Origin of the sequence: Pseudopontixanthobacter vadosimaris (assembly GCF_012979275.1) — a bacterium.
Classification (GTDB): Bacteria; Pseudomonadota; Alphaproteobacteria; order Sphingomonadales; family Sphingomonadaceae; genus Pseudopontixanthobacter; species Pseudopontixanthobacter vadosimaris.
On sequence record NZ_JABASZ010000032.1, the window covers coordinates 86,831 to 109,310 of the forward strand.

At 61.0% G+C, this 22,480-nt stretch carries 24 protein-coding genes; 13 read left to right on the plus strand and 11 right to left on the minus strand.

Annotated elements, in window-relative coordinates; genetic code table 11:
* Nucleotides 1–73: 73 nt before the first annotated feature.
* The 9 genes from HG250_RS07220 to HG250_RS07260 all read right to left on the minus strand — a co-directional run bounded on the left by HG250_RS07220 (nt 74) and on the right by HG250_RS07260 (nt 12,206).
* Nucleotides 74–1,390 (minus strand): 5-methylcytosine restriction system specificity protein McrC, encoded by a 1,317-nt coding sequence (locus HG250_RS07220; RefSeq protein ID WP_170004187.1) that lies wholly within the window; start codon nt 1,388–1,390, stop codon nt 74–76.
* Complete coding sequence (locus tag HG250_RS12815) at nt 1,387–4,347, minus strand: AAA family ATPase (protein ID WP_205763561.1); 2,961 nt, start codon at nt 4,345–4,347, stop codon at nt 1,387–1,389. Before HG250_RS12815 ends, HG250_RS07220 begins: the two co-directional genes overlap by 4 nt.
* A gap of 241 nt (nt 4,348–4,588) precedes the next feature.
* The gene (locus HG250_RS07230) at nt 4,589–5,764 is read right to left on the minus strand and encodes a tyrosine-type recombinase/integrase (RefSeq protein WP_240956972.1); all 1,176 of its coding nucleotides are present in this window, start codon (nt 5,762–5,764) and stop codon (nt 4,589–4,591) included.
* Nucleotides 5,765–6,423: 659 nt separating this feature from the next.
* Nucleotides 6,424–6,996, minus strand: a complete 573-nt coding sequence (locus tag HG250_RS07235) for an NADPH-dependent FMN reductase (protein ID WP_170004189.1) — start codon at nt 6,994–6,996, stop codon at nt 6,424–6,426.
* A 63-nt stretch (nt 6,997–7,059) separates the two neighbouring features.
* On the minus strand, nt 7,060–8,277 hold the full coding sequence (locus HG250_RS07240; RefSeq protein WP_338103878.1) for a bifunctional alpha/beta hydrolase/OsmC family protein: 1,218 nt from the start codon (nt 8,275–8,277) through the stop codon (nt 7,060–7,062).
* Between the two features lie 19 nt (nt 8,278–8,296).
* A complete protein-coding gene (locus HG250_RS07245; protein ID WP_170004190.1) occupies nt 8,297–9,664 on the minus strand; it encodes an NAD-dependent succinate-semialdehyde dehydrogenase in 1,368 nt (455 codons plus the stop codon).
* 34 nt (nt 9,665–9,698) lie between these two features.
* Nucleotides 9,699–10,661 (minus strand): pirin family protein, encoded by a 963-nt coding sequence (locus HG250_RS07250; protein ID WP_170004192.1) that lies wholly within the window; start codon nt 10,659–10,661, stop codon nt 9,699–9,701.
* A gap of 44 nt (nt 10,662–10,705) precedes the next feature.
* Nucleotides 10,706–11,653, minus strand: a complete 948-nt coding sequence (locus HG250_RS07255; RefSeq protein ID WP_170004194.1) for a DUF5996 family protein — start codon at nt 11,651–11,653, stop codon at nt 10,706–10,708.
* Nucleotides 11,654–11,690: 37 nt separating this feature from the next.
* Nucleotides 11,691–12,206, minus strand: a complete 516-nt coding sequence (locus HG250_RS07260; protein WP_170004196.1) for an RrF2 family transcriptional regulator — start codon at nt 12,204–12,206, stop codon at nt 11,691–11,693.
* A 124-nt stretch (nt 12,207–12,330) separates the two neighbouring features.
* Between HG250_RS07260 and HG250_RS07265 the strand changes: the two genes are divergently transcribed.
* From HG250_RS07265 to HG250_RS12820, 4 genes are all read left to right on the plus strand, one after another.
* On the plus strand, nt 12,331–12,786 hold the full coding sequence (locus tag HG250_RS07265; RefSeq protein ID WP_240956973.1) for a group III truncated hemoglobin: 456 nt from the start codon (nt 12,331–12,333) through the stop codon (nt 12,784–12,786).
* A 3-nt stretch (nt 12,787–12,789) separates the two neighbouring features.
* Entirely contained in the window at nt 12,790–13,077 is a 288-nt protein-coding gene (locus tag HG250_RS07270) for a TehB family protein (protein WP_170004198.1), read from the plus strand.
* Nucleotides 13,074–13,382, plus strand: coding sequence for a hypothetical protein (locus HG250_RS07275; RefSeq protein WP_170004200.1), 309 nt, complete (start codon nt 13,074–13,076; stop codon nt 13,380–13,382). Before HG250_RS07270 ends, HG250_RS07275 begins: the two co-directional genes overlap by 4 nt.
* A gap of 237 nt (nt 13,383–13,619) precedes the next feature.
* Nucleotides 13,620–13,940, plus strand: a complete 321-nt coding sequence (locus HG250_RS12820) for a DUF488 family protein (protein ID WP_277348088.1) — start codon at nt 13,620–13,622, stop codon at nt 13,938–13,940.
* A 24-nt stretch (nt 13,941–13,964) separates the two neighbouring features.
* On the opposite strand, the gene HG250_RS07285 is transcribed toward HG250_RS12820, so the two are convergent.
* A complete protein-coding gene (locus tag HG250_RS07285; protein WP_170004202.1) occupies nt 13,965–14,975 on the minus strand; it encodes a rod shape-determining protein in 1,011 nt (336 codons plus the stop codon).
* A 285-nt stretch (nt 14,976–15,260) separates the two neighbouring features.
* On the opposite strand from HG250_RS07285, the gene rnk reads away from it, so the two are divergent.
* Complete coding sequence (gene rnk, locus HG250_RS07290; RefSeq protein ID WP_170004204.1) at nt 15,261–15,692, plus strand: nucleoside diphosphate kinase regulator; 432 nt, start codon at nt 15,261–15,263, stop codon at nt 15,690–15,692.
* Between the two features lie 149 nt (nt 15,693–15,841).
* Here rnk and HG250_RS12825 read toward each other — a convergent pair whose 3' ends face one another.
* On the minus strand, nt 15,842–16,507 hold the full coding sequence (locus HG250_RS12825; RefSeq protein ID WP_205763563.1) for an META domain-containing protein: 666 nt from the start codon (nt 16,505–16,507) through the stop codon (nt 15,842–15,844).
* Between the two features lie 152 nt (nt 16,508–16,659).
* Here HG250_RS12825 and HG250_RS07300 point away from each other — a divergent pair, with 152 nt between their 5' ends.
* The 8 genes from HG250_RS07300 (at nt 16,660) to ccoN (ending at nt 22,472) form a co-directional block, all read left to right on the plus strand.
* Nucleotides 16,660–17,082, plus strand: coding sequence for a PRC-barrel domain containing protein (locus tag HG250_RS07300; RefSeq protein WP_170004206.1), 423 nt, complete (start codon nt 16,660–16,662; stop codon nt 17,080–17,082).
* A gap of 143 nt (nt 17,083–17,225) precedes the next feature.
* The gene (locus HG250_RS07305; RefSeq protein WP_170004208.1) at nt 17,226–17,984 is read left to right on the plus strand and encodes a phosphatase PAP2 family protein; all 759 of its coding nucleotides are present in this window, start codon (nt 17,226–17,228) and stop codon (nt 17,982–17,984) included.
* Nucleotides 17,985–17,994: 10 nt separating this feature from the next.
* Nucleotides 17,995–18,231: a hypothetical protein gene (locus HG250_RS07310; RefSeq protein ID WP_170004210.1), complete on the plus strand. Its 237-nt coding sequence runs from the start codon at nt 17,995–17,997 to the stop codon at nt 18,229–18,231.
* 1 nt (nt 18,232) lies between these two features.
* On the plus strand, nt 18,233–18,763 hold the full coding sequence (locus tag HG250_RS07315; RefSeq protein WP_240956974.1) for an NnrS family protein: 531 nt from the start codon (nt 18,233–18,235) through the stop codon (nt 18,761–18,763).
* Nucleotides 18,760–19,206: a hypothetical protein gene (locus HG250_RS07320; protein WP_170004214.1), complete on the plus strand. Its 447-nt coding sequence runs from the start codon at nt 18,760–18,762 to the stop codon at nt 19,204–19,206. The genes HG250_RS07315 and HG250_RS07320 overlap by 4 nt, the downstream gene beginning before the upstream one ends.
* A gap of 39 nt (nt 19,207–19,245) precedes the next feature.
* Nucleotides 19,246–19,971 (plus strand): Crp/Fnr family transcriptional regulator, encoded by a 726-nt coding sequence (locus tag HG250_RS07325; RefSeq protein WP_170004216.1) that lies wholly within the window; start codon nt 19,246–19,248, stop codon nt 19,969–19,971.
* 70 nt (nt 19,972–20,041) lie between these two features.
* Nucleotides 20,042–20,713: a Crp/Fnr family transcriptional regulator gene (locus tag HG250_RS13050; RefSeq protein ID WP_277348086.1), complete on the plus strand. Its 672-nt coding sequence runs from the start codon at nt 20,042–20,044 to the stop codon at nt 20,711–20,713.
* A 100-nt stretch (nt 20,714–20,813) separates the two neighbouring features.
* Nucleotides 20,814–22,472, plus strand: coding sequence for a cytochrome-c oxidase, cbb3-type subunit I (gene ccoN / locus HG250_RS07335; protein ID WP_170004218.1), 1,659 nt, complete (start codon nt 20,814–20,816; stop codon nt 22,470–22,472).
* The last annotated feature ends 8 nt before the right edge of the window (nt 22,473–22,480 follow it).

Here is a 22,480-nt window from a genome sequence, read left to right on the forward strand (position 1 = left end):
GGCGTGCCCGGCCGAAACGACCGAAGCTGTCGCAGGTCTTGTCGCGGCAAAATCTCAATAAAACAAGTCTTTCCTAGGCCGCTGTCCCGAATTGCGTAGGAATACTCATGTCCGCGAAAAGTCCTCCCAGCGATTGGATGGCATCCTCTCGGCTCGTAGCAATATCGACCTGCGCAACACGCAGCCGCTCCATTCCGGCTGTCATCCCGAACGACTTGCGCTCGCCCTCGGCGCCGCCCGGCACACTGGGATAGAGCAGCATGAGATGGTCGCAGTCATAGATGCGCGCATAGGCCATTAACTGGTAAACATCGGCCTGGCTCACCCCGCCCTTCCCTTCGAAAGGTTCGGAGATAGCTTTCCACTTGGTATCGATGATGGCGACGATCTGGCCACCACGGCGCAGCAGAATGTCCGGCCTCGTCTGGAACAGATGGCCTTCACAAGCCTCGCCTTCGCGCCATTCGCCCAGACAGTATTTCAGCCCGCCCTGTTCGGTCACTTCGATATCGGTCCCCGCCAGCGCGCGGCGCAGAAGGGAGGCGACATAGCTTTCGAAGAGATCGTTCATCGGGAACAGCAGCGTGATCCCCTCCCCCGCCTTCTCGCGGTGGTGGGTCGCCTGCCAATCGCGCTTAAGGAAAAGCTTTGCCAGATCGAACAGGCTTCGCCAGCGGCGGTTGGACCGGTCGAGCTGCACCCGGTCCCACGGCAAGCTGGCCGGCGGCACATCGCTCACCTCGTCGAGCAGGTGGCGCAGCTCGGTAAGGCGTCGGCGCGTTTCGGCGGCTCGCACGTGCTTCCCCAGGAAAACCACCGCTGCCTTCATGATCTGCAGCAGCGGCGTATCGGATTCGAGGGAATCGAAGCGGCAGGCGAGGCGGTCGGGCCGCACGGCGTGGTGGGTGAACTGGCGCACCACATCCATGCGGCCGCGCAATGCAGGCAAGTCATCCTCGCACAGCAGATATCGGCGCGGAAGGCCGCGGCGCACCTCGTCGAGAAGGCGATCGGCAAACAGGCGAATGAGGATGTCGAGCAGCGTCTCCCCCTGCCGCGCCAGTTGTGCCGCTCCACCGCTCGACAGGTCGAGCCCGAGCGCGATGTCGAGCATCCCGATAAGCCGCCGGCGCACCGTAACTGCGTCCTCGCCGGGGCTGCCCGGATCGACCTTGGGCAGGATCTCGAGGCTGCAGCCCCTCCCGGCAAGCACACCGACCACCTGGCGCGCGGTCAGGTGCTTGTGGTGATCTGCCAGGATTGCCGTGCCTTCCGCCCCGCCACACGGATGCGCCCGGGCTGCCGCCAGCAGCTGATTGGCCTCGGCGCGGGTAAAGCCGCCCTCCCCCACCGGCACCCGGCCCCATTCGTGGACGGACTTGTGGGTCACTGTGCGTTCTGATCCTGCGGCGCCTCTTCCGGTCGCGCCTTTCCGACCAGCGTATCGTAAGCTTCGCCGGCAAACTCCCTCCGCACGCTCCAGCTCAAGCGGTCCTCGCCAGCCTCGATGCCGGGAGGCACGGGCAGCTTGCGTTTCTCGACAAAGCCTTCGCCCACCACGGCCGCGATCCGGCTCCAGTCGTCGAAGAAATATTCCTGCAGCAGAGGGATGACCTTGTCGCGCATCGTGGCATCGATGGCTTTGCGGTCCGTACCGCCGTTTCCCATGAAGAAGGCGTGTCCGATGCGGTGTTCGCGATCGTGCAAATATTCGATGCGCTCGTTCATGACCTCGAGCACGCGGCGGAGAGGCACACCATCGACCTGTGCAGGGAGCAGTTCGGGTTCGGGCGCTATTTCCTCGAACCGGAAGCGGCGGCGAAGCGCGGTATCGAGCAGCGCAATCGAACGGTCGGCGGTGTTCATCGTACCGATGATGTGGAGGTTTGCCGGCACGCCGAATTCGCGCTTCGAGTAAGGGAGGCGAACCTTGAGCGCGTTGGCCATGCCGAGCCGCTTGTCCGGCTCGATCAGCGTAATGAGTTCGCCGAAGACCTTGGAGATGTTGGCACGGTTGATCTCATCGATGATGAGGACGTGAGGCAACGTTTCGCCATCCTCGCCCTCTTCGTCATTCCCACTGTTGATCAGCCTGGACAGCACTGAAAGATTGAGTGCCGCTTTCGGCAACTCGTAGATTGTGTCGAGGCTGAAGCGGCGGTCCGGCATGAGTTCGGAAACTGCCACGCCATCGGGATCCTCCCACAACCAGCGCACCTTCCTGCGATGGCAATAACGGCCATCAGGCTTCGGCGCGTACTCGTATGCGCCTTCGACAATCCCGATAGCGCGGAATTCGTTGAGGCCCTTCGATGCAACGATCACATCGCCGATGCTCAGCTGGTTGCGGAACCGGTCAGGGGATTTCACCTTGCCGTGCTGGACAGTGATATTCTCTTCGGGAAAGCGAGACTGGAGCTCGTGGAGGATGGCGTCGCGATCGGCGAATTTATCGGGAGACCAGTCGACGTCCTCGAACCCGAAGAGCGCATATCCGTCCTGAATGGACTCTTCATAGACCCAAGCCGCTTGCGGTATGTTTGCCTGGCCGAGCGACATCTTGAAGATCCGCCGATTGTCGAGAGATGTCTCTTCGCTTCCGGTTTTGACCGGGCGCCCTGCCCTGTCGGCAATGCTCTTGAAGATGCCGGTCTCGGGCTTGAGGCTGAAGCCACCCTTCCCTTCGCCAGCATCATCGGTGTGCGGCCGGAGTCCTTCGACGAAATCCTCGTAGCTGAAGTTCTGGTGGAAGGTGACGAACTCGATCTGTCGCGCCTTCACCAGCTCGTCATAGCGGGACATGAGTGCAGCCCTGCCAGCTTCATCCTCGCCGTAATCCGCCTCCCCGTCGCACAGCATCACGGCCTCCTTGGCAGTCCGATAGGTCTTGCCGGTGCCCGGGGGACCATAAAGCACGAGGTTGGTGGGTTTCATAACTGTGCCAGTCTTGGTGGTTTGCGCGCCGAAAAGTCGGTCGCGCCAGAAGGGTTGGGCGAGAAACCAGGCGTAGTCCTGGTCGGCTCCATCGAGGAGAAATGCGCGCAGGCGGTCCGCCGAATGATGGTTCTCGGAATGGTCCTTGAGGCGCCAGACAGCGCTGTTGTTGGTGTAGAAGTACCAGATGCGCGGTTCGAAATCGGCATCCCATTCGACGCCGACACGCAGCCCGTCGCCGCTCGCCTCGCTCACCGTACCTGCGGCCCGGATGCGGTGAGCAGTGACGATCCCTCCATTCGCATCGAACGGCAGGTTTGCAGCGCGCGGGATGTAGTCTTTAAGGAAAATGCGATCACCGACCTGCATTTCCTTTACCCTGCGGTTGTTGTCGCTGCGAGTGTCGGTCAACAGACTCCATTCACCTCGTTCAAGGAATCCCTCCGTCCCGTCGCTGTCTCCCCAGAGGGAGGTAACCAGCCAAACTGTCGGTGTTGCGGAGCCTGTCGACCCTTCCCAGGCGCTCAAGATTGCGCCCAGTTCATCTCTGTTGGCAAATTTGACCAGTGTGACATCGCGGGAATCGCTTTGACCGGGCCGCAGGCGGGGCGGCAGATTCGAGTTTCGCGGAGCAGACGGGACGTAGTGGCGTGCGCTCTCGAAATCGCTCAACGCCGCAGCAATATTGCCTTCGAGCCATACTTGGGGCGCCGCGCTCTCCAAATCGAGCGCGAGCTGGCGGCCATCGCGTCCTTCGAAACTTGCTATCTTCTTCGTCTGAGAGAGAGGCGATCCAAAGCGCTTAACCAGTGTTTGCAGTGCCCAGTAATTGGTCGGATCGAGATCGAATACGAACCGCGTTGCTGTGCTCATATCGGCACCAAACCGCTGCGGAGGCGGTACCTCCGCAAGCTCCAGAAACTTGCGCCCACGGACTGCCTGGCAAATGTTCGGCCAAGCCTGGTCCAGCCCCAGCGCGTCATTAACTTCCTTGACGATCAGCTCGGCGCTATCGTCCTCGCGCTCCCGAGCGGATTCGATGTAGTTTTCCAGTACGTGCTGTCGGATGAGATCGGCATCACTGCTGGTGCCGCCTTCACCGGCAAGGAACCGGCCATATTGGGCGAGCCAACTGCGCCAGTTCGAGAGCCGGTTCCGCGGCCGTTCCGATTCCGGCATCAGAATGCGAAATCGTGTGCCGCCTTCATCGTAATCCTTGCGGATCTCGGCCAACGTATCGCGTAAAGCGACAAACCGGTCCACTGCCCATGCCGACTCGAGATCAGGCTGAGCAATGCCAAGTTCGCTCAGCTTCGCCTCGATCGTTCTCATGGCGTGGACGCGCGAGTTCCGCCCTGCAGCGCTGTTCGCCCCATTCGCTTCTAGCCACTCGCGAAATTCCTGTTCCTTCAACTTATTTCTTCCCTGTCAAAATGGCCATCGCAAACAGTAAACCAAATATCTACGACGAAAACGGTCGCAGATATGTCGACTGAATTGTTTCGTAAGCTTGCCCCGAAGCATCGATAGGACGCTGGCTGAAAATGTGAGCAGAACTTTTTATTAATCTACGCGCGTGGGCCGATAGCAACATGGCCATCTACTCCCTAATCCCTCGCATCGTCGCTAGCGTAGCTCGCATCGGGCTTTCGCTTCAAATTTCCAAAGTGGCCAACGCTTCTTCGGCATCATCCCGTACAAGGTGACCGTAGTGCTTCTCGATCATTGCAACGCTTGTACCGGACAGCTGGGCTACGGTGAGGATCGGCAGGCGCACGCGCACAAGATCCGTAATTATGCTATGGCGTAAAGTGTAGGCGGAAACGGCATTCGGCAGGTTCGCACCCTTTACTGCGGTCTTGATCGGATTTTTCCAGCTATCCTTGTTCCACGCATCTCCAGAATTCCTCGAAAAGACCGGCTCGGTCGGCAACTTGTCTTTCACCTGAGCAGCAAAGAAATCGGCGATTACTTGGGGTAAGGAAATCTGCCGCGGGATGCCGTTCTTGTCCTTGCCAATTGTGAGTGTTCGGGTGCGCTTGTCAAAATCTCGCCCGGTCAAGCTTGCAAGAGAGCCAGGACGAAGAGGCAGAAGGCATAGCGCCTTTAGGAACGGCCGGACTTCCTCGCATGCGGTATCAATTAGTCTCTTCCGCTCACCCTTGTCCAAATAAAGTTCTCGGCGTTTATCGGCACCCTTGAAGGGCTTGAGCGCCTCCTGCCAGGCTGCATCGGTATTGGGGGCACCGGACATGAGGACACGCCCGAGCGCCGCACGCAATGGCACCATGTCGCGGTTCACTGTCGACTTGGCTCGTTCCTTCCAGCGCTTCTCGCCGTCCCTGGTCCGGGACAACATGGCGGGCGCCTTTTCCAGCCGCTTGCGCCAGCTGCGCAAATGGTGCCGCCGAAGCTTGTCGAGCTTCACCTTAGCGATGGGATCGTCGTAGACGTGTCGCCGGAACACGCCTTCGGCAATAGAATTGGGCTTTTCCTCCAGATAGGCGAGACAGGCATCTTTCACCGTCACCATATCGCGGGCGAGTTCGCCGCCGGACTCCACAGTTGCCGCCCACGCCTCAGCATCGGTCTTGGCCTGCTTGAAGACGTCATGACCGGTAAGCGTGCCGTAATCGCCAAGCCTCATGCGCTTGTTGCGATTGCTGTCCGCGTCGTAGAATCGAGCGAACCACGTGCCACCGTCGGTCTTCTTCGATCGCCTATAACCCAGATAGACCCCTTGGCGCAGACGATGCCAGTGCGGCTCATCGCCTGATTTCGGCTTCAGTCTTTCGCGATCCCCGATGCGGCTCAAATCTGGCATCCGCATGCGCTATCCTAAAATCCATGAAAAAAACATGAAAAAGTTGGGTGGACAGCGGCGAACACCGGCGGGGATCAAACGTTGTTTTTATTGACTTTTCTCATATCCCGAAACCGCAGATTTACGTTATTCCCATCCTTCACACGGGTGGGGTCGCAGGTTCAATCCCTGCCGCGCCCACCATCTTTTCAGATACTTAGCTGACTAGATGGCCCGCGGTCCCATGAAAAAACATTAAAACCCTGTGTGGGCACCTGCGAACATCAGCGGGCATCAAGGCGCGACGAGGATTTGAGCTCTCGCCAATCCCGTCCTCTAGCAATTCCGCAGCGAACAAGAAGGTTACTGCTTTTTCAAGATTGGCTGACTAACATGGCTAGACAAGATCGAGAAAAGCATGCGCGCCCATCGACCGATCCGTTCAACCAGAGCCGTTGAACTCGTTCAATCCAGGGATCTCGACAGAGCTGATGCTCTCCTCGCCGACTTCTCAGCTGCGGGCCTGATCAAGACCTATGCTCTTGTGCGAGAGATACGGCCCAACGGAGAGTGAACCGAGATAGTTCGCGCTGCCCAAATCCCGCCTGAGGAATGGAACGAATTGTATAATCAGAAAATATCCAAGTCGCTCTGAATTATTCTCGAAAGTTACAGAACAGCGTAAGTCACTGCCTCGCCATTGGGCGGCTTTCGCGAATGAAGGCGGTAAAGCCGGCCATGAAGTCCTGCAGGCGCCCTTCCATGTCCTCGTCGATCATCGCGCCGTCATCATCGAACACCTTGTGCGCGCGCGATACCAGGAGGCGCCCTTCGAACCATGGACGAGTGCCCAGGGTGCGCAATACGCTGAGCCATGCATCCTGCGACAGGAGCGTGCCGAAACCGCCGGGCGTCGCGCCCATCAAGGCCACCGGCCGACCACCATAAATCCGTTCGATGTCCTTCGACGGCCTGGTCGTCCAGTCGATCGCGTTCTTGAACACGCCGGGGATCGAGTTGTTGTATTCCGGCGTGACGAGCAAGAGACCATCCGCCGCCGCGATCTGATCCTTCAGTTCGGCGACAGCGTCCGGCAGGCCGTGCTGCTCCTCCTCGTCACCATTGTAGAGGGGGATGCCCGCGATGCTGCCTTCGATCAGCTGGGCATCACCGGGCATGACACCCTGGGCCGCGCGGAGCAGCGCAGTGTTGTAAGAGCCTTTGCGAAGGCTGCCGGACAGCGCGAGAATCCTGGTCATGGCTTGCTTTTCCTCTATTGGTCCTGGGCCACGCCGGCCCGGACGGCGGGCCGGCGCGGCGGTTCAGATTGCGATCGTGCGCACTTCGATGCGGTTTTCCAGAGTACGATGGACAGGGCATTTCTCGGCGATTTCGAGCAGCTTCAGGCGCTGTTCGGAAGAAAGGTCGCCGCGCAGTTCGATCGTCCGGTCGATCACATCCATTCGGCAGCCGGCTTCAGGGTCGCTGCAATCGGCCGCATGTTCGCGTCCGTGTTCGAGCACGACCCTGACGGAGTCCAGCGCGATTGCCTTCCTGTCGGCATACATGCTGATCGTCATCGACGTACACGCACCGAGGCCTGCCAGCAGCAGGTCGTAGGGCGTCGGACCAAGATCGGTTCCCCCGACCGAAACCGGTTCGTCGGCGAGGAATTGGTGCGATACGGTGCGGACGATCTGCGCAAACTTGCCGCCCGCCGTCTCGACCGACACCAGCCCTTGCGCAAGCGGCTCGGGCGCTGGCGAAGGGGCCGGCATATAGGGTTCGGCCCAGGCGGTAATGACATTCGCGGCGTATTCGGCGGACCCGTCCTTCAGTAGAAGATGGTCGGCCTCATCCAGCGATACGAAGGATTTCGGATGCTTCGCTGCGATGAAGATGCCGGTGGCATTCTCGATCCCGACCACCGTATCGCCCGGCGAATGCATGACGAGCAGCGCCGCGTCCAGGCGGCGCAACCTTTCGGCCTGCGGCTGGCCGAGTGCCTGTTCGATGAACGCGCGGCCGATCCTGAACGGCCTGCCGCCAATCGCGACTTCCACCTCGGTCCCGTCCCGCACGTCGCCCGGTGCGCTCCCCAATTGATGCAGCACGTGATCGACTTCCAGCGGAGCGCCGATCGTCGCCACTGCCTTGACTTCGGGAACATTTTCGGCAGCGGCGATGACGGCCGCACCGCCCAGGCTGTGCCCGATCAGGAGCGACGGGGCCATGCCCCGTTCCCGCAAGTGATCCGCGGCGGCGACCAGATCCTCTACATTGGCGACGAAGCCGCTGTTCGCAAACTCTCCATCGCTGCCGCCAAGCCCGGTGAAGTCGAACCGCAGCACAGCGAACCCCCGCGTGGCCAGTGCGGCGGTGATGCGCCGGGCGGCATGGCTATCCTTCGTGCAGGTAAAGCAATGGGCGAACAGCGCCGTCGCGCGAACGGGCAGGCCCATCGGCAGTTCGAGTCGCGCGTCGAGTTCGTGGCCCTGATTGTTCGTGAAGCGGAAGCGCTCCGTCTTCATGTTCGGCATTGTTTGCCCTCCGGCCCCATCATGCGGGCAGCATGACGGTTTTCAGGTTCATGAATTCGTGCAATCCGTGCCGCGACAGTTCGCGGCCGTGCCCCGATCGCTTGATCCCGCCGAACGGTGCCTCGGGCGCGGAGGCGAGCATCTGGTTCACGGCCGTCATGCCTGCTTCGATATCGCGGATGAAGCGCTCGCGTTCGCCCTCGTCGTTGGTCCAGACGGACGAACCGAGGCCGAAGGGAATGGCATTGGCGATACGGATAGCATCGTCGATATCTTCGGCGCGGAAAACCATCGCGACGGGTCCGAACAGTTCTTCCGATGCAAAAGGGCCGCCGGGATCGACGCCGGTCAGGACTCCTGCCGACATATAGGCGCCTTCGCCGTCCAGCGCTTCGCCGCCGAACTCCAGCGTCGCACCCTGGTCCTGCGCCATGGCCAGTTGATCGAGCACCGTGCCCCGCTGTTCAAAACTCGAAAGCGGCCCCATGTCGGTCGCCTCATCCATCGGGTCGCCGGCCTTTACCGCGCGCATGGCGGCCGAGAACCGCTCCATGAATGCATCGTAGATCTCGGTGTGGACGATCATCCGCTTGCCGCAGATGCATGACTGGCCGGTATTCTGGATGCGGGCCTTGACGGCCTGGGCAACGGCTTCGTCAAGATCGGCGGACGGCATGACGATGAACGGATCGGAACCGCCGAGTTCGAGCACGACCTTCTTGAGATAGCGCCCCGCCTGCTCGGCTACCGCCTTGCCTGCGCCCTCGCTGCCGGTAAGCGTCACCGCTACCACCCGGTCGTCGGCGATAATGGCGTTCACCTTGTCCGACTTGATCGACAGGTTCTGGAACAGGCCGTCGGGGCCGCCCGCCTCGATCACCATCTCTTCCATCAGCCGCGCCACGCCCTGCACCGAGCTGGCGTGCTTCAGCAACGCGACATTGCCCGCCAGAATGGTCGGGGCGAGAAAGCGCACGACCTGCCAGTAGGGAAAGTTCCAGGGCATCACGGCAAGGACCGGCCCCTGCGGTAACCAGCGACCTTCGGCGGTCTTGCCCTCGCCCAGCGACCATCGTTCAGGCTCCAGCATCGGCGGCCCGTTCTGCGCCAGATGCCGGAACAGTGCGGCGCATTTCTCGACCTCGGCAATGGCGGAGGCGTAGGTCTTGCCCATTTCGGCGACGCACATCGTGGCGAGCTTGTCCTTGTTCGCCTCGTAGCTCTGCGCGAGTCTCGAGAGCAGTTCGGTGCGCTCGCCCAACGCGGTTTCACGCCACTCGCGATAGGTAGCCTGGGCCTTGTCGAGCCTGGCGCCGATCTCGTCCGTGGTCAGTTCGGGATAGCTTTCGAGCTGTTCGCCGGTTGCCGGATTGACGGTGGTAATCATGATGATCCTCAAATTGCCGAAAGTTCTGGCCGCATCAGGGGTAGGCCACTGCACCGAATGCCTTGCGGGGAATTCCGCGATCTTCCGGCAGGGGGATAAATTCCTCGTCGTCCCCCGGAACGGGATCGAACCGACCTTCGGACCAGTCCTGCTTCGCCTGTTCGATCCGTTCGCGGGTGGAAGATACGAAGTTCCACCAGATATATCGTGTCTCGCCCATGGGCGCCCCGCCAAGCAGCATGAACCGGGCGTCGGACCTGGCCGTCACCGAAACCGTTTCGCCGTCTTCGAGAACCAGCAGTCGCCCCGGCCCGAACGTCTCGTCACCGATCTCGATCGTGCCTTCGACGGTATAGAGTCCGCGTTCTTCGGCGATAAAATCCAGTTCGGCCGATCGGCCGGCCTCGACCTTCACGTCGGCGTAGAATGTTTCCGAAGCGGTTTGCAGAGGTGAATTCATGCCGAAAGCACGGCCGGCGATCAGGCGCATCCAGACACCGTCCGCTTCGTGAACGGGTAGCGCGTCGGCTTCCAGGTGAGTGAATTCCGGTTCATCCTCTTCGGCATTCTTGGGCAGGGCCATCCAGGTCTGGATGCCGTGCAGCCTCTGGCCCGTTGCCTTCAGTTCAGTCCGCGTGCGTTCGGAATGAACGATGCCGCGACCGCTTTTCATCCAGTTGACCGCGCCCGGTTCGATTGCCTGCTCCGTTCCCAGGCTGTCGCGGTGCAGAATTTCACCTTCGAACAGATAGGTCAGCGTGGCCAGGTTGATGTGGGGGTGCGGCCGTACGTTGATGCCTTCACCGGGTGAGAAATCAGCCGGGCCCATCTCGTCGAAGAAGATGAACGGGCCGATCATCTGCCGCCGTATGGACGGCAGCGAGCGGCGTACTTCCATTTCGCCCAGATCGACGACCTTGGGGTCGATGATTTGGGCGATTGCCGCATTGTCCGTGTCGGTACATTCGCTGTGTTCGGTTGCCTTGGTGGTGCTCATCTTCGGTCCTTCGTAGGTTCATTCCGCTGCCGTGGAGGGCCGCGTCACTCGTGAACGGTGCGCGGAACCGCCGGTCTGCCGAAATCGCATTCCAGCGCCTCCCGGTCCCAAACGCCGCCCTCGGCCGCCGCTTCGTAGGTTGATTGCAGGAAGGCCAGCAGGTCGTCTTCGGGGTCGGTGCCGGTTCGCACCGCTTCGTAGGGCAGGACGAATTCCTGCAGATCACCATCGAAGCGAGCGGCTTCGGGCGACACTTCCCGATCGCTGAACCCAGCGGGTGCGGGATAGGCGTAGGAATAGAACATCGCTTCATCCGCCCCGCTGCCGCCCGGCCAGAATCCCGCCGACGACACTTCGTGACTATACGCCTCCTGTGCGACATCGTCGGGCAGATTGGGCACGCCGCCGGGGTGGAGCGGAGCCTTGCGTCCGGAGAACCGGGTGACCGCCAGATCGAACGAACCCCAGAAGAAATGCACCGGCGAAATCTTCCCCAGGAAACTGGTGCTGAACTTGTCGAACACCTTGGTGATCGAAAGCATGGCGCGATGGAACCGGCGGACCGCATCGCCATCGTAGGCGCGTTCTTCGGTGTCCTTCGCGAAAGGCACCGCGTCGGACACTTCGTTCGGTGCGCCGTGAATGGCCATCTTGCCGCCCAGTGCGGAGATGAGATCGCCGGTTCGCTTGTGAAACTCCGCCACGCTCATGGGTTCGAGCGCAAAGCTCTGGCGCATGTCCGGCGTTTCGCCGACCAGCATGTGATCCCTGAAATCGAATGTCAGCGTGATCGGGGCGTCGCCGTCGAATATCGGACCGGTCGTCAGCCCGCGCGACGTGACGTAGAGCGTCACGTGCCAGCTATGATTGTCCCATGGTGCATGTGCGACCCGGTACTTGCCCACGATCTGCGTCCACAGGTGGAGACCCGTGCAGGTTTCCTTCCATTCGGAATAGGGTATCGCGGGCCAGTTGCCGGATCGGTCGCTCATCCCAGTGGCTCCATGTCCTGGCGCTTCAGTGCCTTTTTCACACCTTCGTCAGCTTCCATGTTAGCGGCAGATCCTGCCCTATACAGGCTCTCTTCGCTGGTAGCCGGTTACCCGACCGGTCCGGTGAGGTCGCCGCTCCAAGCCCCAGAATTCGGCTAAGGTCATCTTTGCGGCCAAGAATATCGGCCAGCGAGTAGCGGTCGAACACCGCGAGAAAGGCGGCGAGCGCTTCCGCCGCCACGCCGGTCAAGCCGCAGGCCGGCACGATCCGGCAGTTTGCACAATCGACCAGATCGAAACCGTCTTCGGTATGGCGCAGCACCGCGCCCAGATTGATCGCGTCAGGCTCCCGGGCAAGCCGGATACCGCCCGAACGTCCGCGCAGGCTCGTAAGATAGCCCGATTTAACGAGGTCATGCACGATCTTGGTCAGATGGTTGCGCGAGATATCGAACGCACCGGCAATTTCGCCAATCGATGCCTTGCGGTCGGGTTCGGCGCCAAGATACAGCAGAATGCGCATGGCGTAATCGGTATAGCGGGTGAGCCGCATCGATCCTCCTTCCAGCCAACCAATATACAGCCTTCGAATAAAAGATGCATTCTCATTGCATGTATTGTCATGGGGGTATAGATGCATTTGCAGCACATGTTTTGATCGAGGAGCGCCGGGTAACATGGCGAAGGTAAAGGAAGCCGAGCTCGAAACCCTGATTCCGGCATTCTATGCACGGGTGAGGTCCGACGATCTGATCGGTCCGGTATTCGAACAGGGCGTGTCCGATTGGAACATTCATCTCGGCAAGCTGGTCGATTTCTGGTCGTCGGTGATGCTGACGAGCGGCCGTTACAAGGGCAATCCGGTGGCGTCGCACCTGAAGCACAAGGATGTGCTTACCCCGGACATGTTCGACCGCTGGCTTGCACTATGGACCGAGGTAACAGGTGAACTGTTGCGACCTGAAACCGCCGCGCAGTTGCAGGACAAGGCGGACCGCATAGCGGAAAGCCTGAAGCTCGCTTTATGGTTTCGCTTGCCCGCAGGTTCGCCCGCTCCCCTAACCCGGCAGCAACCCACGCCAGCTTCGCCTGCTCTTCCCCAGACGGCAGGAACGCCTGCCGCGCAGGAGTAAACCATGCCGCAGCCTTACAGATCGACGCCCATATTCGACGCCGACACATTGCCTGATGCTCTTCAGAAGGAACACCGGACGAAGGCGGGGGTCTGGGGTGTTTTGCGCGTTCTGGATGGCGAAGTGCGATTGCGGTTTGGCGATGGTCAGCCTGCATCGGTGGTGAAACCGGGCCAGCCGGGATTGCTCCTTCCCGAACAGCCGCATTGGGTGGAGCTGGCAGGCGCAATGCGCATGCAGGTCGATTTCTACGACGAATATCCCGATGTTCAACCGGAGGACGATGCATGAAGACCGATAAAGCCGCCGAACACCGCACCAGGGCCGATGCCAGCTTCGCGCGCCTGATCGGCTACACTTTCGTTGCCGCGATTGTCTCGGTGGTGTGTTCGCTGTTCTATCTCGGCTGGAATGATGTGCTGACCGCGAGGTCCGGCATACTCACCGGAATTGCCGTGTTCCTCTCCGTCATGCTGGGCGCCGGGCTGATGGCGGTGGGCTTCTACAGCTCCAATGTCGGCCATGACGAAACCGCCACCGGACGGCACCGGCCCCAAGCGGACGGCGAGTGCGACGACGAGCGAAGCGGTAACTGAATCCCGTCAACCGAGGAGAAGCGCATGTTCTGTCCCGAATGCGGCGAAATCATTGGCCCGGGCCCTCTCGACCGTCGTAAATGCAGAACCCGGAGCGAGCCGGACGCGCCTGATACATCCCGGCACCGCTCCGACGAAAGCCTTATGGCGCGCTTCTGGCGCGGGCGCAGTTTCCGGAATTAGGCCGATTACGCGTTGGGAGGCGGCTTTCGTGGCGCGCTGGACGAACTGTGATGGCTGGGTGCGCGGCAGCGTGTCGCATTGATGTGTTCGGAAGCGGTATGGTGGCGGTGCCACTGCCGTATTATCGTCGATTATCTGCTGGCCGCAGGACATGAGGTCGAACATCTGATGGCACCGGGACGACAGCAGGCAGCGGTGATGAGCGAGGACGCCGTCGTCCGGACCGAGCGCAGCATAATTTACCCGCCGCAATCCCGGGATGCGGAACCGCCGATCAGCGACACGGCAGATTCCGTCCCGCTGTGCCGCGCCGAGCGCCTGGCCATACGCGAAAACCAGCAGCGTGCGGCAAGTTTACAGATTCACGGCGAGTAGGAGACTTCGCCGCTTTCCGTTCACTCAACCATCGAGAAGCTGCGCCAGCCCCCTTGAAACGCAGCGTGATTCCTCTTTCGCCAAACGAACGCCGACGCCGCTTTCCTGCGCCAGTTTTCGGGCGAACAACCCGGTACACGCGCTCCCGCCAGTCATCACGATGTCGCTTGCGAAAAGGTCGGCAGCAAGGTCCGGCGAAATATCGTGCAGCACGGCGCGCGCCGCTTCGACCAACGGCAGTACGTGTTTTTCGAAAACGGGCAGGAAATCGCTTGCCGACAGATAAATCGTACCGGGACGAGCGCGGTGCATATCCCGCCCCTTTACGCTGATGGTTGCGGTTTGCGCATCGCTCGACGCGAAGCTGCGCGCAAGGTCGCGTTTGAGCCGTTCGGCTGTCTGTGATCCGACCAGGAAATGGTGTCTCGTATGGAGAAATTCGGCCAGCGCCGCATCGAGTGCCAACCCGCCCTGACGAACGGAACGTGACAGGCATAGCCCATTGAGCGAATAAACCGCGATTTCCGTGGTGCCCGCACCGCATTCGATTACCATCGACGCCCGCGCATCGCCGAGCGACAGATCGGCACCGAGCGCGGCGAGAAAAGGCTCTCGCACCAGTTCCACCTTCCCCAGACCCGCGTCGCGCGCCGCGGAATGGAGCGTGCCGGCTTCCGCCTTGGTGGCGTCGGCCGGGATGCCGATCAGCGCGCTTGGCCGGCGCAGCCCTTTCTTGCCCGAAACGGATGTGAGCGCATAATCCAGCATCGCGCTGGCCGCATCGATATCCTGCAGCACCCCGCGCGCCAGGGGGTGCCTGATCTGCAGCCCTGCCGGGACACGGTCGACCATCCCTGCAACCTTGCTCCCCGCGCTCTGAAAACGCGGGGTGCCCCCATCGTCCACGTAACAGCACAGGGTCGGCTCTTCGAAGACGACGCCTTCCGCGCGCCTGATTACGCGAGTGTTGGCGGTACCCAGGTCGATCGCAAGGTCGGGGCGGGTTCGTCGGGATGCGCGGGAAAAATGAAACATTCCTTTCTGTACCGACGCTGGCGTTGCCTGTCGCGCGCCAAATGGGGTCGCGCGCCAATCGGGCATGATCCGCCAATCGAATTGACGCCCCTAGCGCAACACGGCAGGGCAAAGTCATGGAACGAAAGAAATTCTGTTGGCTGGTGCCGCATGGCGGACAATTGCTCGCACTGGCGTTTGCCCCCTTTCGCTGACGGACCCACCGTTTTGCGACTGGGGGCCGGTTCACCGATCCGTCCGCTTCGAAAGCGGAGCAGCACCAATTACAGCGATAGAGTTACAATCATGTCCAACGCCGATCAGAGCCGTCCCGCAATCCATCTGCTCGATTCCGAGGCGGACCGCATTGCCGATCTAGCCTATATGTCGAAGGCAAAGGCGCCGCAGGCAGCCGCCAGGCTGATCGAGGAAATCGACCGCGCCCAGATCCATACAAGCGACAGCCTTCCAGATGACGTGGTCACGATGCTGTCGGAGGTGGACTTTATCGATGAGAACAGCGGGACAAGCAGATCGGTAACGCTCGTCTGGCCGTCCGAGGCAAATATCGATGAAGGGCGCCTGTCGATCCTTTCCCTGGTCGGGTCCGGCCTGATCGGGATGCAGCAAGGCAGTTCCATCGAATGGCCCGATCGTTCCGACACGCCCCATATCCTGCGGATCGAAAAAGTGTCCCAGCCGGCGCGCCCGGCCACGGAAGGGGATAATTCGCTCTAGGCGGCATGCCCGGCATCGACAGGACACGACCCGGTCCTGGTTGCTTTCCTCCCCGATAGGGCGAGCCGGCGGCAATCACACAGGATCAGCGCCGGCTCGCGGTAATTCGGTTGATCTTGCGGTGCGCGGTATGTCCCCGCACCGGCCATTCAGGTAGCCGTGCAGGTCACTCCAGGTGCCGACGCCATGGTCTCTCCGGCGCCGAGCGGGGACAGCATGCCTTCGCGCATTCCCTTGGTCCACCACTGCATCCCCCCGCCGACATATCGCGCGCCGCTGGCCGATACGGCGATGTTCATGTCGATGGTACGGCCGTCACGCGTCAGCCGTGCCGTTTCGGTGGTCGGATAGGAGGCCTGAACCATCGTCCCGTCGGTGCAGCGATAGACTGTCTGGGCGGACGTCCGGCGTGCGGTGATCGTCATACCGGACGGCGTCGACAGGATGAGCGATCCCGTATCGTCGATGCGGTAGGTATTCACATTACCGAGCACGTCGAGAAAACGACGTTCCTGGTCCATCACGGCCGGCGGGCAGGCGCGCTTGGTCGCACCGGCGTTATCGATGTCGAGCATCATTCCGTCCGTGCTGTAATCGGCGAAATATCCATTGCACGCGGTATTGCCGTTCAACCGGCCATCCTCGCCGAACATCAGGGTAGTCTGCGCGTCATCGATCACCCCGCGCGATGCGATATCTTCCACCAGCCATTCCCCGCCGGCAAGCATGGAACTGTCATTGTTCGCCATGCTCGTCATGCAGCCCGTCAAGGCGAGACCTGCAAAAAGCGCGACTGTGCCGTGAATCATACGCATTCGAAATACTCCCTTAGAAATCAATGTTCGGAAACGGCGAATCACGAACAACGTTCCGGCATTGCGTTCTTTTTCGAGAGGATACCACTATTTCCCTTGGAACCTGAAATGCAGATGCCCGTTAGAATCGTTCAACAAAAGGGAAAACTCGGATGAAGAATTTTCAATACGCTTTTCTGCCTCTCGCCATGGTGTCCCTTTCTGCCTGCGAGAGCGAGGCTGAACAGCAGGCCGACATCGTGGAGGATCGCGTCGAACAGCAGGCTGATGCAAGCGCCGCAGCGGCCGGCAATGAAATCGCAGCGCTCGGCATGACCGAAGCACAATTGCTCGATGCCGATCTGGTTGGCGCCGACGGCACCGAACTCGGCGATATCGAGCAGGTGCGCCGGAACGCGACTGGCGAAGTGGAAGGCTTCCTGGTCGAACTGGAGAACACCGATCCCGACCGCTATGTCATGGTCGAACTGGCCGGGCTGACGACCCGCGCCGATGGAACCGACATGGATCTGCAAACCAGCATGACGACGGCGGAACTCGCCGCACTTCCCGACGCGCAACTGGACGCCATGTAACATCGTCGGACGGGTCTGGCATGTGCGCACGGCTAGCGCGGAACGCCGAATTCGACGTGACGCTTTGCGGCAAACGCGGTCAACTGGCATGGAGGGCAACCCGGGATGGTTCGCCCTCCTTTCCCGTCTGCCGGATATGATCGATGCACGAAGCCTTCGAGAAGATCATGCGTTTGTCGCTTGTCGCCCGCCGCGAATTGCCCTGGCGGTATATTCTCCCGACCGGAATTCTCGCTTTGCTCGGGTTCCTGGTCATCGAACTCTGGCTGGAAATCGCCGAGGGCGAGGCGCGGCAACTGGACCGCGCCATATTGCTGCTGTTCCGCCGGTCCGGGGATTTCGGCAGTCTGATCGGCCCGGCCTGGCTCGAACAAACCATGGTGGATATCACGACGCTGGGTAGCGCAACGATGCTCACCCTGCTGACTATCGCCAGCGCCGGACTGATGGCCGTGCGGGGTACCTACCGCGTCTCCGCAATCCTGATCGGTGCCATTGCCAGCGGCAGTATCCTGGTCGCGATGTTCAAGGATTTCCTCGAGCGCCCGCGGCCCGGTCTGGTCCATCACCTGGTCAATGAAACCAGCATGAGCTTTCCCAGCGGTCACGCGGCCAATTCCGCCATCGTGTACCTGACTATCGCGGTCCTGTTCGTCCGCTTCGAACGGCATTTCGCCACCAAGCTTTTCGTTCTGGCGATGGCGGCTTCGATCGTCCTTGCCATCGGCGTGTCACGGGTGGCGCTGGGGGTTCACTGGCCGAGCGATGTTCTGGCCGGCTGGATGCTTGGAACGGGGTGGGCTTGTTTCTGGGCGATAATCGTGAAACTGCCGATCGCGCGTATTCCCGAAGTCCTGCCCGCCGATCCGGGAGATGCCGCGACCGAACGGCATTCCTCCTAACAGCCGCTGGATGGGCACGGCGCCGGATATCGGCGGCCTGGTGCTGGCGCTGTTCCTCACACGCACAGTGGTGCTTCAAGACGGGGTCATCAGGCTGAGTCGCGCACCCTCGAAGGCGGGCTATCATGCGGCGGAGTTCTGCCCCGCTTTGGCGGTGCCCCTCTCAGAAAAAATCGGTTCTGTTCCTGATAGCCCGAAATTATTTGCGATGGCCTGGAAAGCTATCGGCGCAATCGGGACGGTATGACATGGTGGTGCTGTCTCTTACCGGCATCGCGCTGGTCGCTTATCTGCTCGCCCCAAGATCCCCGGTGACCGGATGGCTTCTGATAGCGACCTCATGGACCCACGCCTTCCGGTTGCTGCGCTGGCGGGGCTGGCGTGCAGCGCGCGATCCGCTGGTGCTGGTCCTTCATGTCGGTTACACATGGCTGGCGCTGGGATTGGGGTTGCTGGGATGGGCCACGCTGGGAGACTTTCCCCAAATCGCCGCGCTTCATGCATTGGGCGCAGGAGCGATGGCGACGATGATCCTGGCCGTCATGACGCGGGCAACGCTGGGCCATACCGCGCGCGAATTGCACGCCGATGGAATGACCGTCGCGATCTACGTTCTGGTAAATATTGCGGCGGTTGCGCGCGTGTCGGCGGGGCTTTCGATCGGCGACGCAACCTTGCTGCTGGCAATAGCGGGCACGGGCTGGATCGGAGCGTTCGGCCTGTTCTGTATCGGCTATGGCCCGAAACTCTTCGCGCCTCGCATCGACGGGAGGCCATGATGCAAAGAGTCGCCAGCAATATGCGGTCCAACTGGTGCGGCGCGGTGGCAAGCGGGGCGACCGGAATCCTGTTCGCCCTGTCTTTCGTCGCGACACCGGTGAAGTTCATGGCCCCGAACGTCGCTATCGCGGACCTGCTGGCTGTCGGCCGCGTCACCTTTCGCGCCTCCTTCGCCGTAGAGCTGGTGATGCTGGTGATTATGCTGGTTCTGGCCCGAGGGCGCGCGCGTTATCTGATAGTGCTCGCCGGGACCATTCTTGCCATGCAATGGCTCGCGCTGATGCCGTCGCTCGATGCACGGACTCTGGCGGTCATGGTGGGCGATCCCCCGCCCCCCTCCCCCTTGCACATTTACTGGATCGCAGCGGATATCCTGCGGCTCGGCATTTATGCCGGTGTTGCGGTCCTGTCGTTCAAGGGTGCCTGCCGCACCAGTCACTGAACGGTTGGCTTTACCCGGCTTGATCCTTACGTATCGTTCATGGATGGCATCGATCTCGCTCAGCGGCCGAACTTCTGTCAGGCCTGCACGATCCGCAACCGCGCCATCTGCGCCGATCTGGATGATGAGGAAGTCGCACTTCTCAATCGGATCGGGCGCAAGCGGCATTTGCAGCCCGGCGAGCAATTGCTGTGGGAAGGTGAAGCAGCGATCCTGGTGGCGAATGTCGTCAGCGGTGTGCTGAAGCTTTCCACCGCCACCGCCGACGGGCGCGAGCAGATCGTCGGGCTCGTCTATCCGTCGGATTTCGTCGGCCGGCCCTTCGCCGAAACCACCCCCTATGGCGCGGAGGCCCTGACCGACACCGAAGTGTGCGTGTTCCAGCGCAAGGATTTCGACCGTTTCGCCCTGGAGCATCCGCGGCTCGAACATAAGTTGCTGGAACGTACGCTGACCGAACTCGACCGGTCGCGCCGCTGGATGCTGCTGCTGGGCAAGATGAACGCCCAGGAACGCGTTGCCAGCTTTCTCGTCGAGACGAGCGGGCGTTTGCAGGGGGGCAGGAAGGACATCGGCGCATCTGGTGAGCCATCCCAGATCGAGCTGCCGCTGTCCCGGCAACAGATCGCGAATGTTCTGGGCCTGACGATCGAAACCGTGAGCCGCCAATTCACCCAGTTCAGGAAGGATGGCATTATCGAAATGCCTTCCAGCCGAACCATCGTGGTGCCTGACAGAAGCGCATTGCTGGCCCGGACGGGGTAATCGATCGGCACTAAGCTGGAATTGATCTCCATCAAGGCATTGCCTGACGCAATGAACCATAGACTGCCCGATGCGTATCCGCAGTCCCACCAGCTCATTTGATGAAACGCCGGGAAAAGCGATATTCTCGCAGCAGATGCTGCGGCAGTTGCAGGCGCACGGGCAGTCCGTCGAAATGGCAGATGGCGAGACGCTGGAGCTCAACGCGATTTGTTTCCTGATGTCGGGTTCTGCCAAACTTTGGCGGATCCTGCCGAGCGGCGCGGAGCATATCAGTGCCTTCGCCTTTGCCGGCGGAGTGATGTTCGGACAGGCTGGCAAGTTCCCGACTCGATGCACGGCCCTGGAACCGTGCCAGGTCCTCCTTGTCCCTCCGCATTCGCTTGGCGGGATGGAACGGGACGACAAGCTGTGCGCGGGTGATCTGCTGGAAATGGCAACCCAGCAGATACGGTCCCTGCAAATGCACGCCGCGATGCTGGCCCGAATGACCGCTTGCGAGCGCGTGGCCGCGTTTCTGGCGTCCCTGGCCGATGGCGCTTTCTGCGACGCGAAGGCTCCGCTGCGCCTGTATTTGCCGATGTCACGGGCCGATATTGGCGATCATCTGGGCCTGACCATCGAAACGATCAGCCGCTGCATGACCCGCTTGAAGAAGGACGGTCTTATTGCATGCCCCGCACGGCACGAGGTGCTGGTTCTCGACCCGCAGGGTCTGGTGAACTATTACGACCCGGGCTGATGGGTGGCTGCTGAAATTTATCCGCGCAATTTGCGCTAGATCAATGAACCGCCGCCTCCCTTGCTCCATCTGCCGGTAATCAAAGGCAGGTGATTCATTCATGGAAGCAGTACTGGGACGGGTCGGGATGTGGTTCGGCATCACGTTGCTGGCCATTATCGCCATCGCACTGGCGCAGGATACCGGCTTCGCTGCCAGCATGACGGTGGTGGCAGTTGTCGCGTTCGGTTTCCTGATCGCCACCACGGCGCGGTTCGATCCGATGGCCAGGGTGCAGGGCCTGTTTCGTATGCCCACGGACCCCTCGCGCTATGATGACGATCCGGTTCGCTGGGGCATCATTGCCACCGTATTCTGGGGCGTCGTGGGCTTTTCAGCCGGACTGTTCATTGCCCTGCAGATGGCGTTTCCGGCGCTGAACCTGGATTCCCAGTTCACCACTTTCGGACGCTTGCGACCACTCCATACCTCGGCAGTCATCTTCGCATTCGGCGGCAATGCGCTCATCGCGACAAGTTACTATGTCGTGCAGCGCACCTGCCGGGCCCGCCTCGCCTTTCCCGCGCTCGCGCGGTTCGTGTTCTGGGGCTACCAGATGTTCATCGTTCTGGCAGCGGTGGGCTATATCTATGGCGTCACCCAGTCGAAGGAATATGCCGAGCCGGAATGGTTCGTCGATATCTGGCTGACGATCGTCTGGGTGGCTTATTTCATCGTTTTCGTCGGCACGCTCGCGCGGCGGACGGAACCCCATATCTACGTCGCCAACTGGTTCTATCTCAGTTTCATCATCACCATCGCGATGCTGCACATCATCAACAATCTGGCGATGCCGGTGTCGATAGTCGGATCGCGCTCCTACCCCATGTTCGCCGGGGTTCAGGATGCGCTGGTGCAGTGGTGGTACGGGCACAATGCGGTGGCGTTCTTCCTGACCGTGCCGTTCCTGGCGATGATGTATTACTTCGTGCCGAAACAGGCGAACCGGCCGATCTACTCCTATCGGCTGTCGATCCTCCATTTCTGGTCGCTGATCTTCCTCTATATCTGGGCCGGGCCGCACCACCTCCATTACACGGCGCTGCCCGACTGGGCGCAGACGCTGGGCATGGTGTTCTCGGTCGTGCTGTGGATGCCGAGCTGGGGCGGCATGATCAACGGGCTGATGACGCTGAACGGCGCATGGGACAAGGTCCGCACCGACCCGATCATCCGCATGATGGTGGTGGCGCTGGCGTTCTATGGCATGGCCACCTTCGAAGGGCCGATGCTGAGCATCAAGGCCGTGAACTCGCTGTCGCATTATACCGAATGGGGCATCGGCCACGTGCATTCGGGCGCTCTGGGCTGGAACGGCATGATCACTTTCGCCGCGGTCTATTTCCTCGTGCCCCGCCTGTGGAAGCGGGAGCGGCTGTATTCGCTGCGCATGATCAACTGGCATTTCTGGCTCGCGACGCTGGGGATCGTTTTCTACGCATCCTCCATGTGGGTGGCGGGCCTCACCCAGGGTCTGATGTGGCGTGAATACGGCCCCGATGGCTATCTCGTGAACTCCTTCGTGGAATCGGTCGCCGCCATGCATCCGCTCTACGTGCTGCGCGCGTTCGGCGGGTTCCTGTACCTCTGCGGCGGTTCGCTGATGGTCTTCAACGTCTGGAAAACGATCAAGGGCGAGCTGCGTGAAGAGGCACCGATGACGGGCGCGCCATATGATCCGGCGAAGGATCGTCCGATCGTTGCAGTTCCGGCGGAATAAGGCGGCAG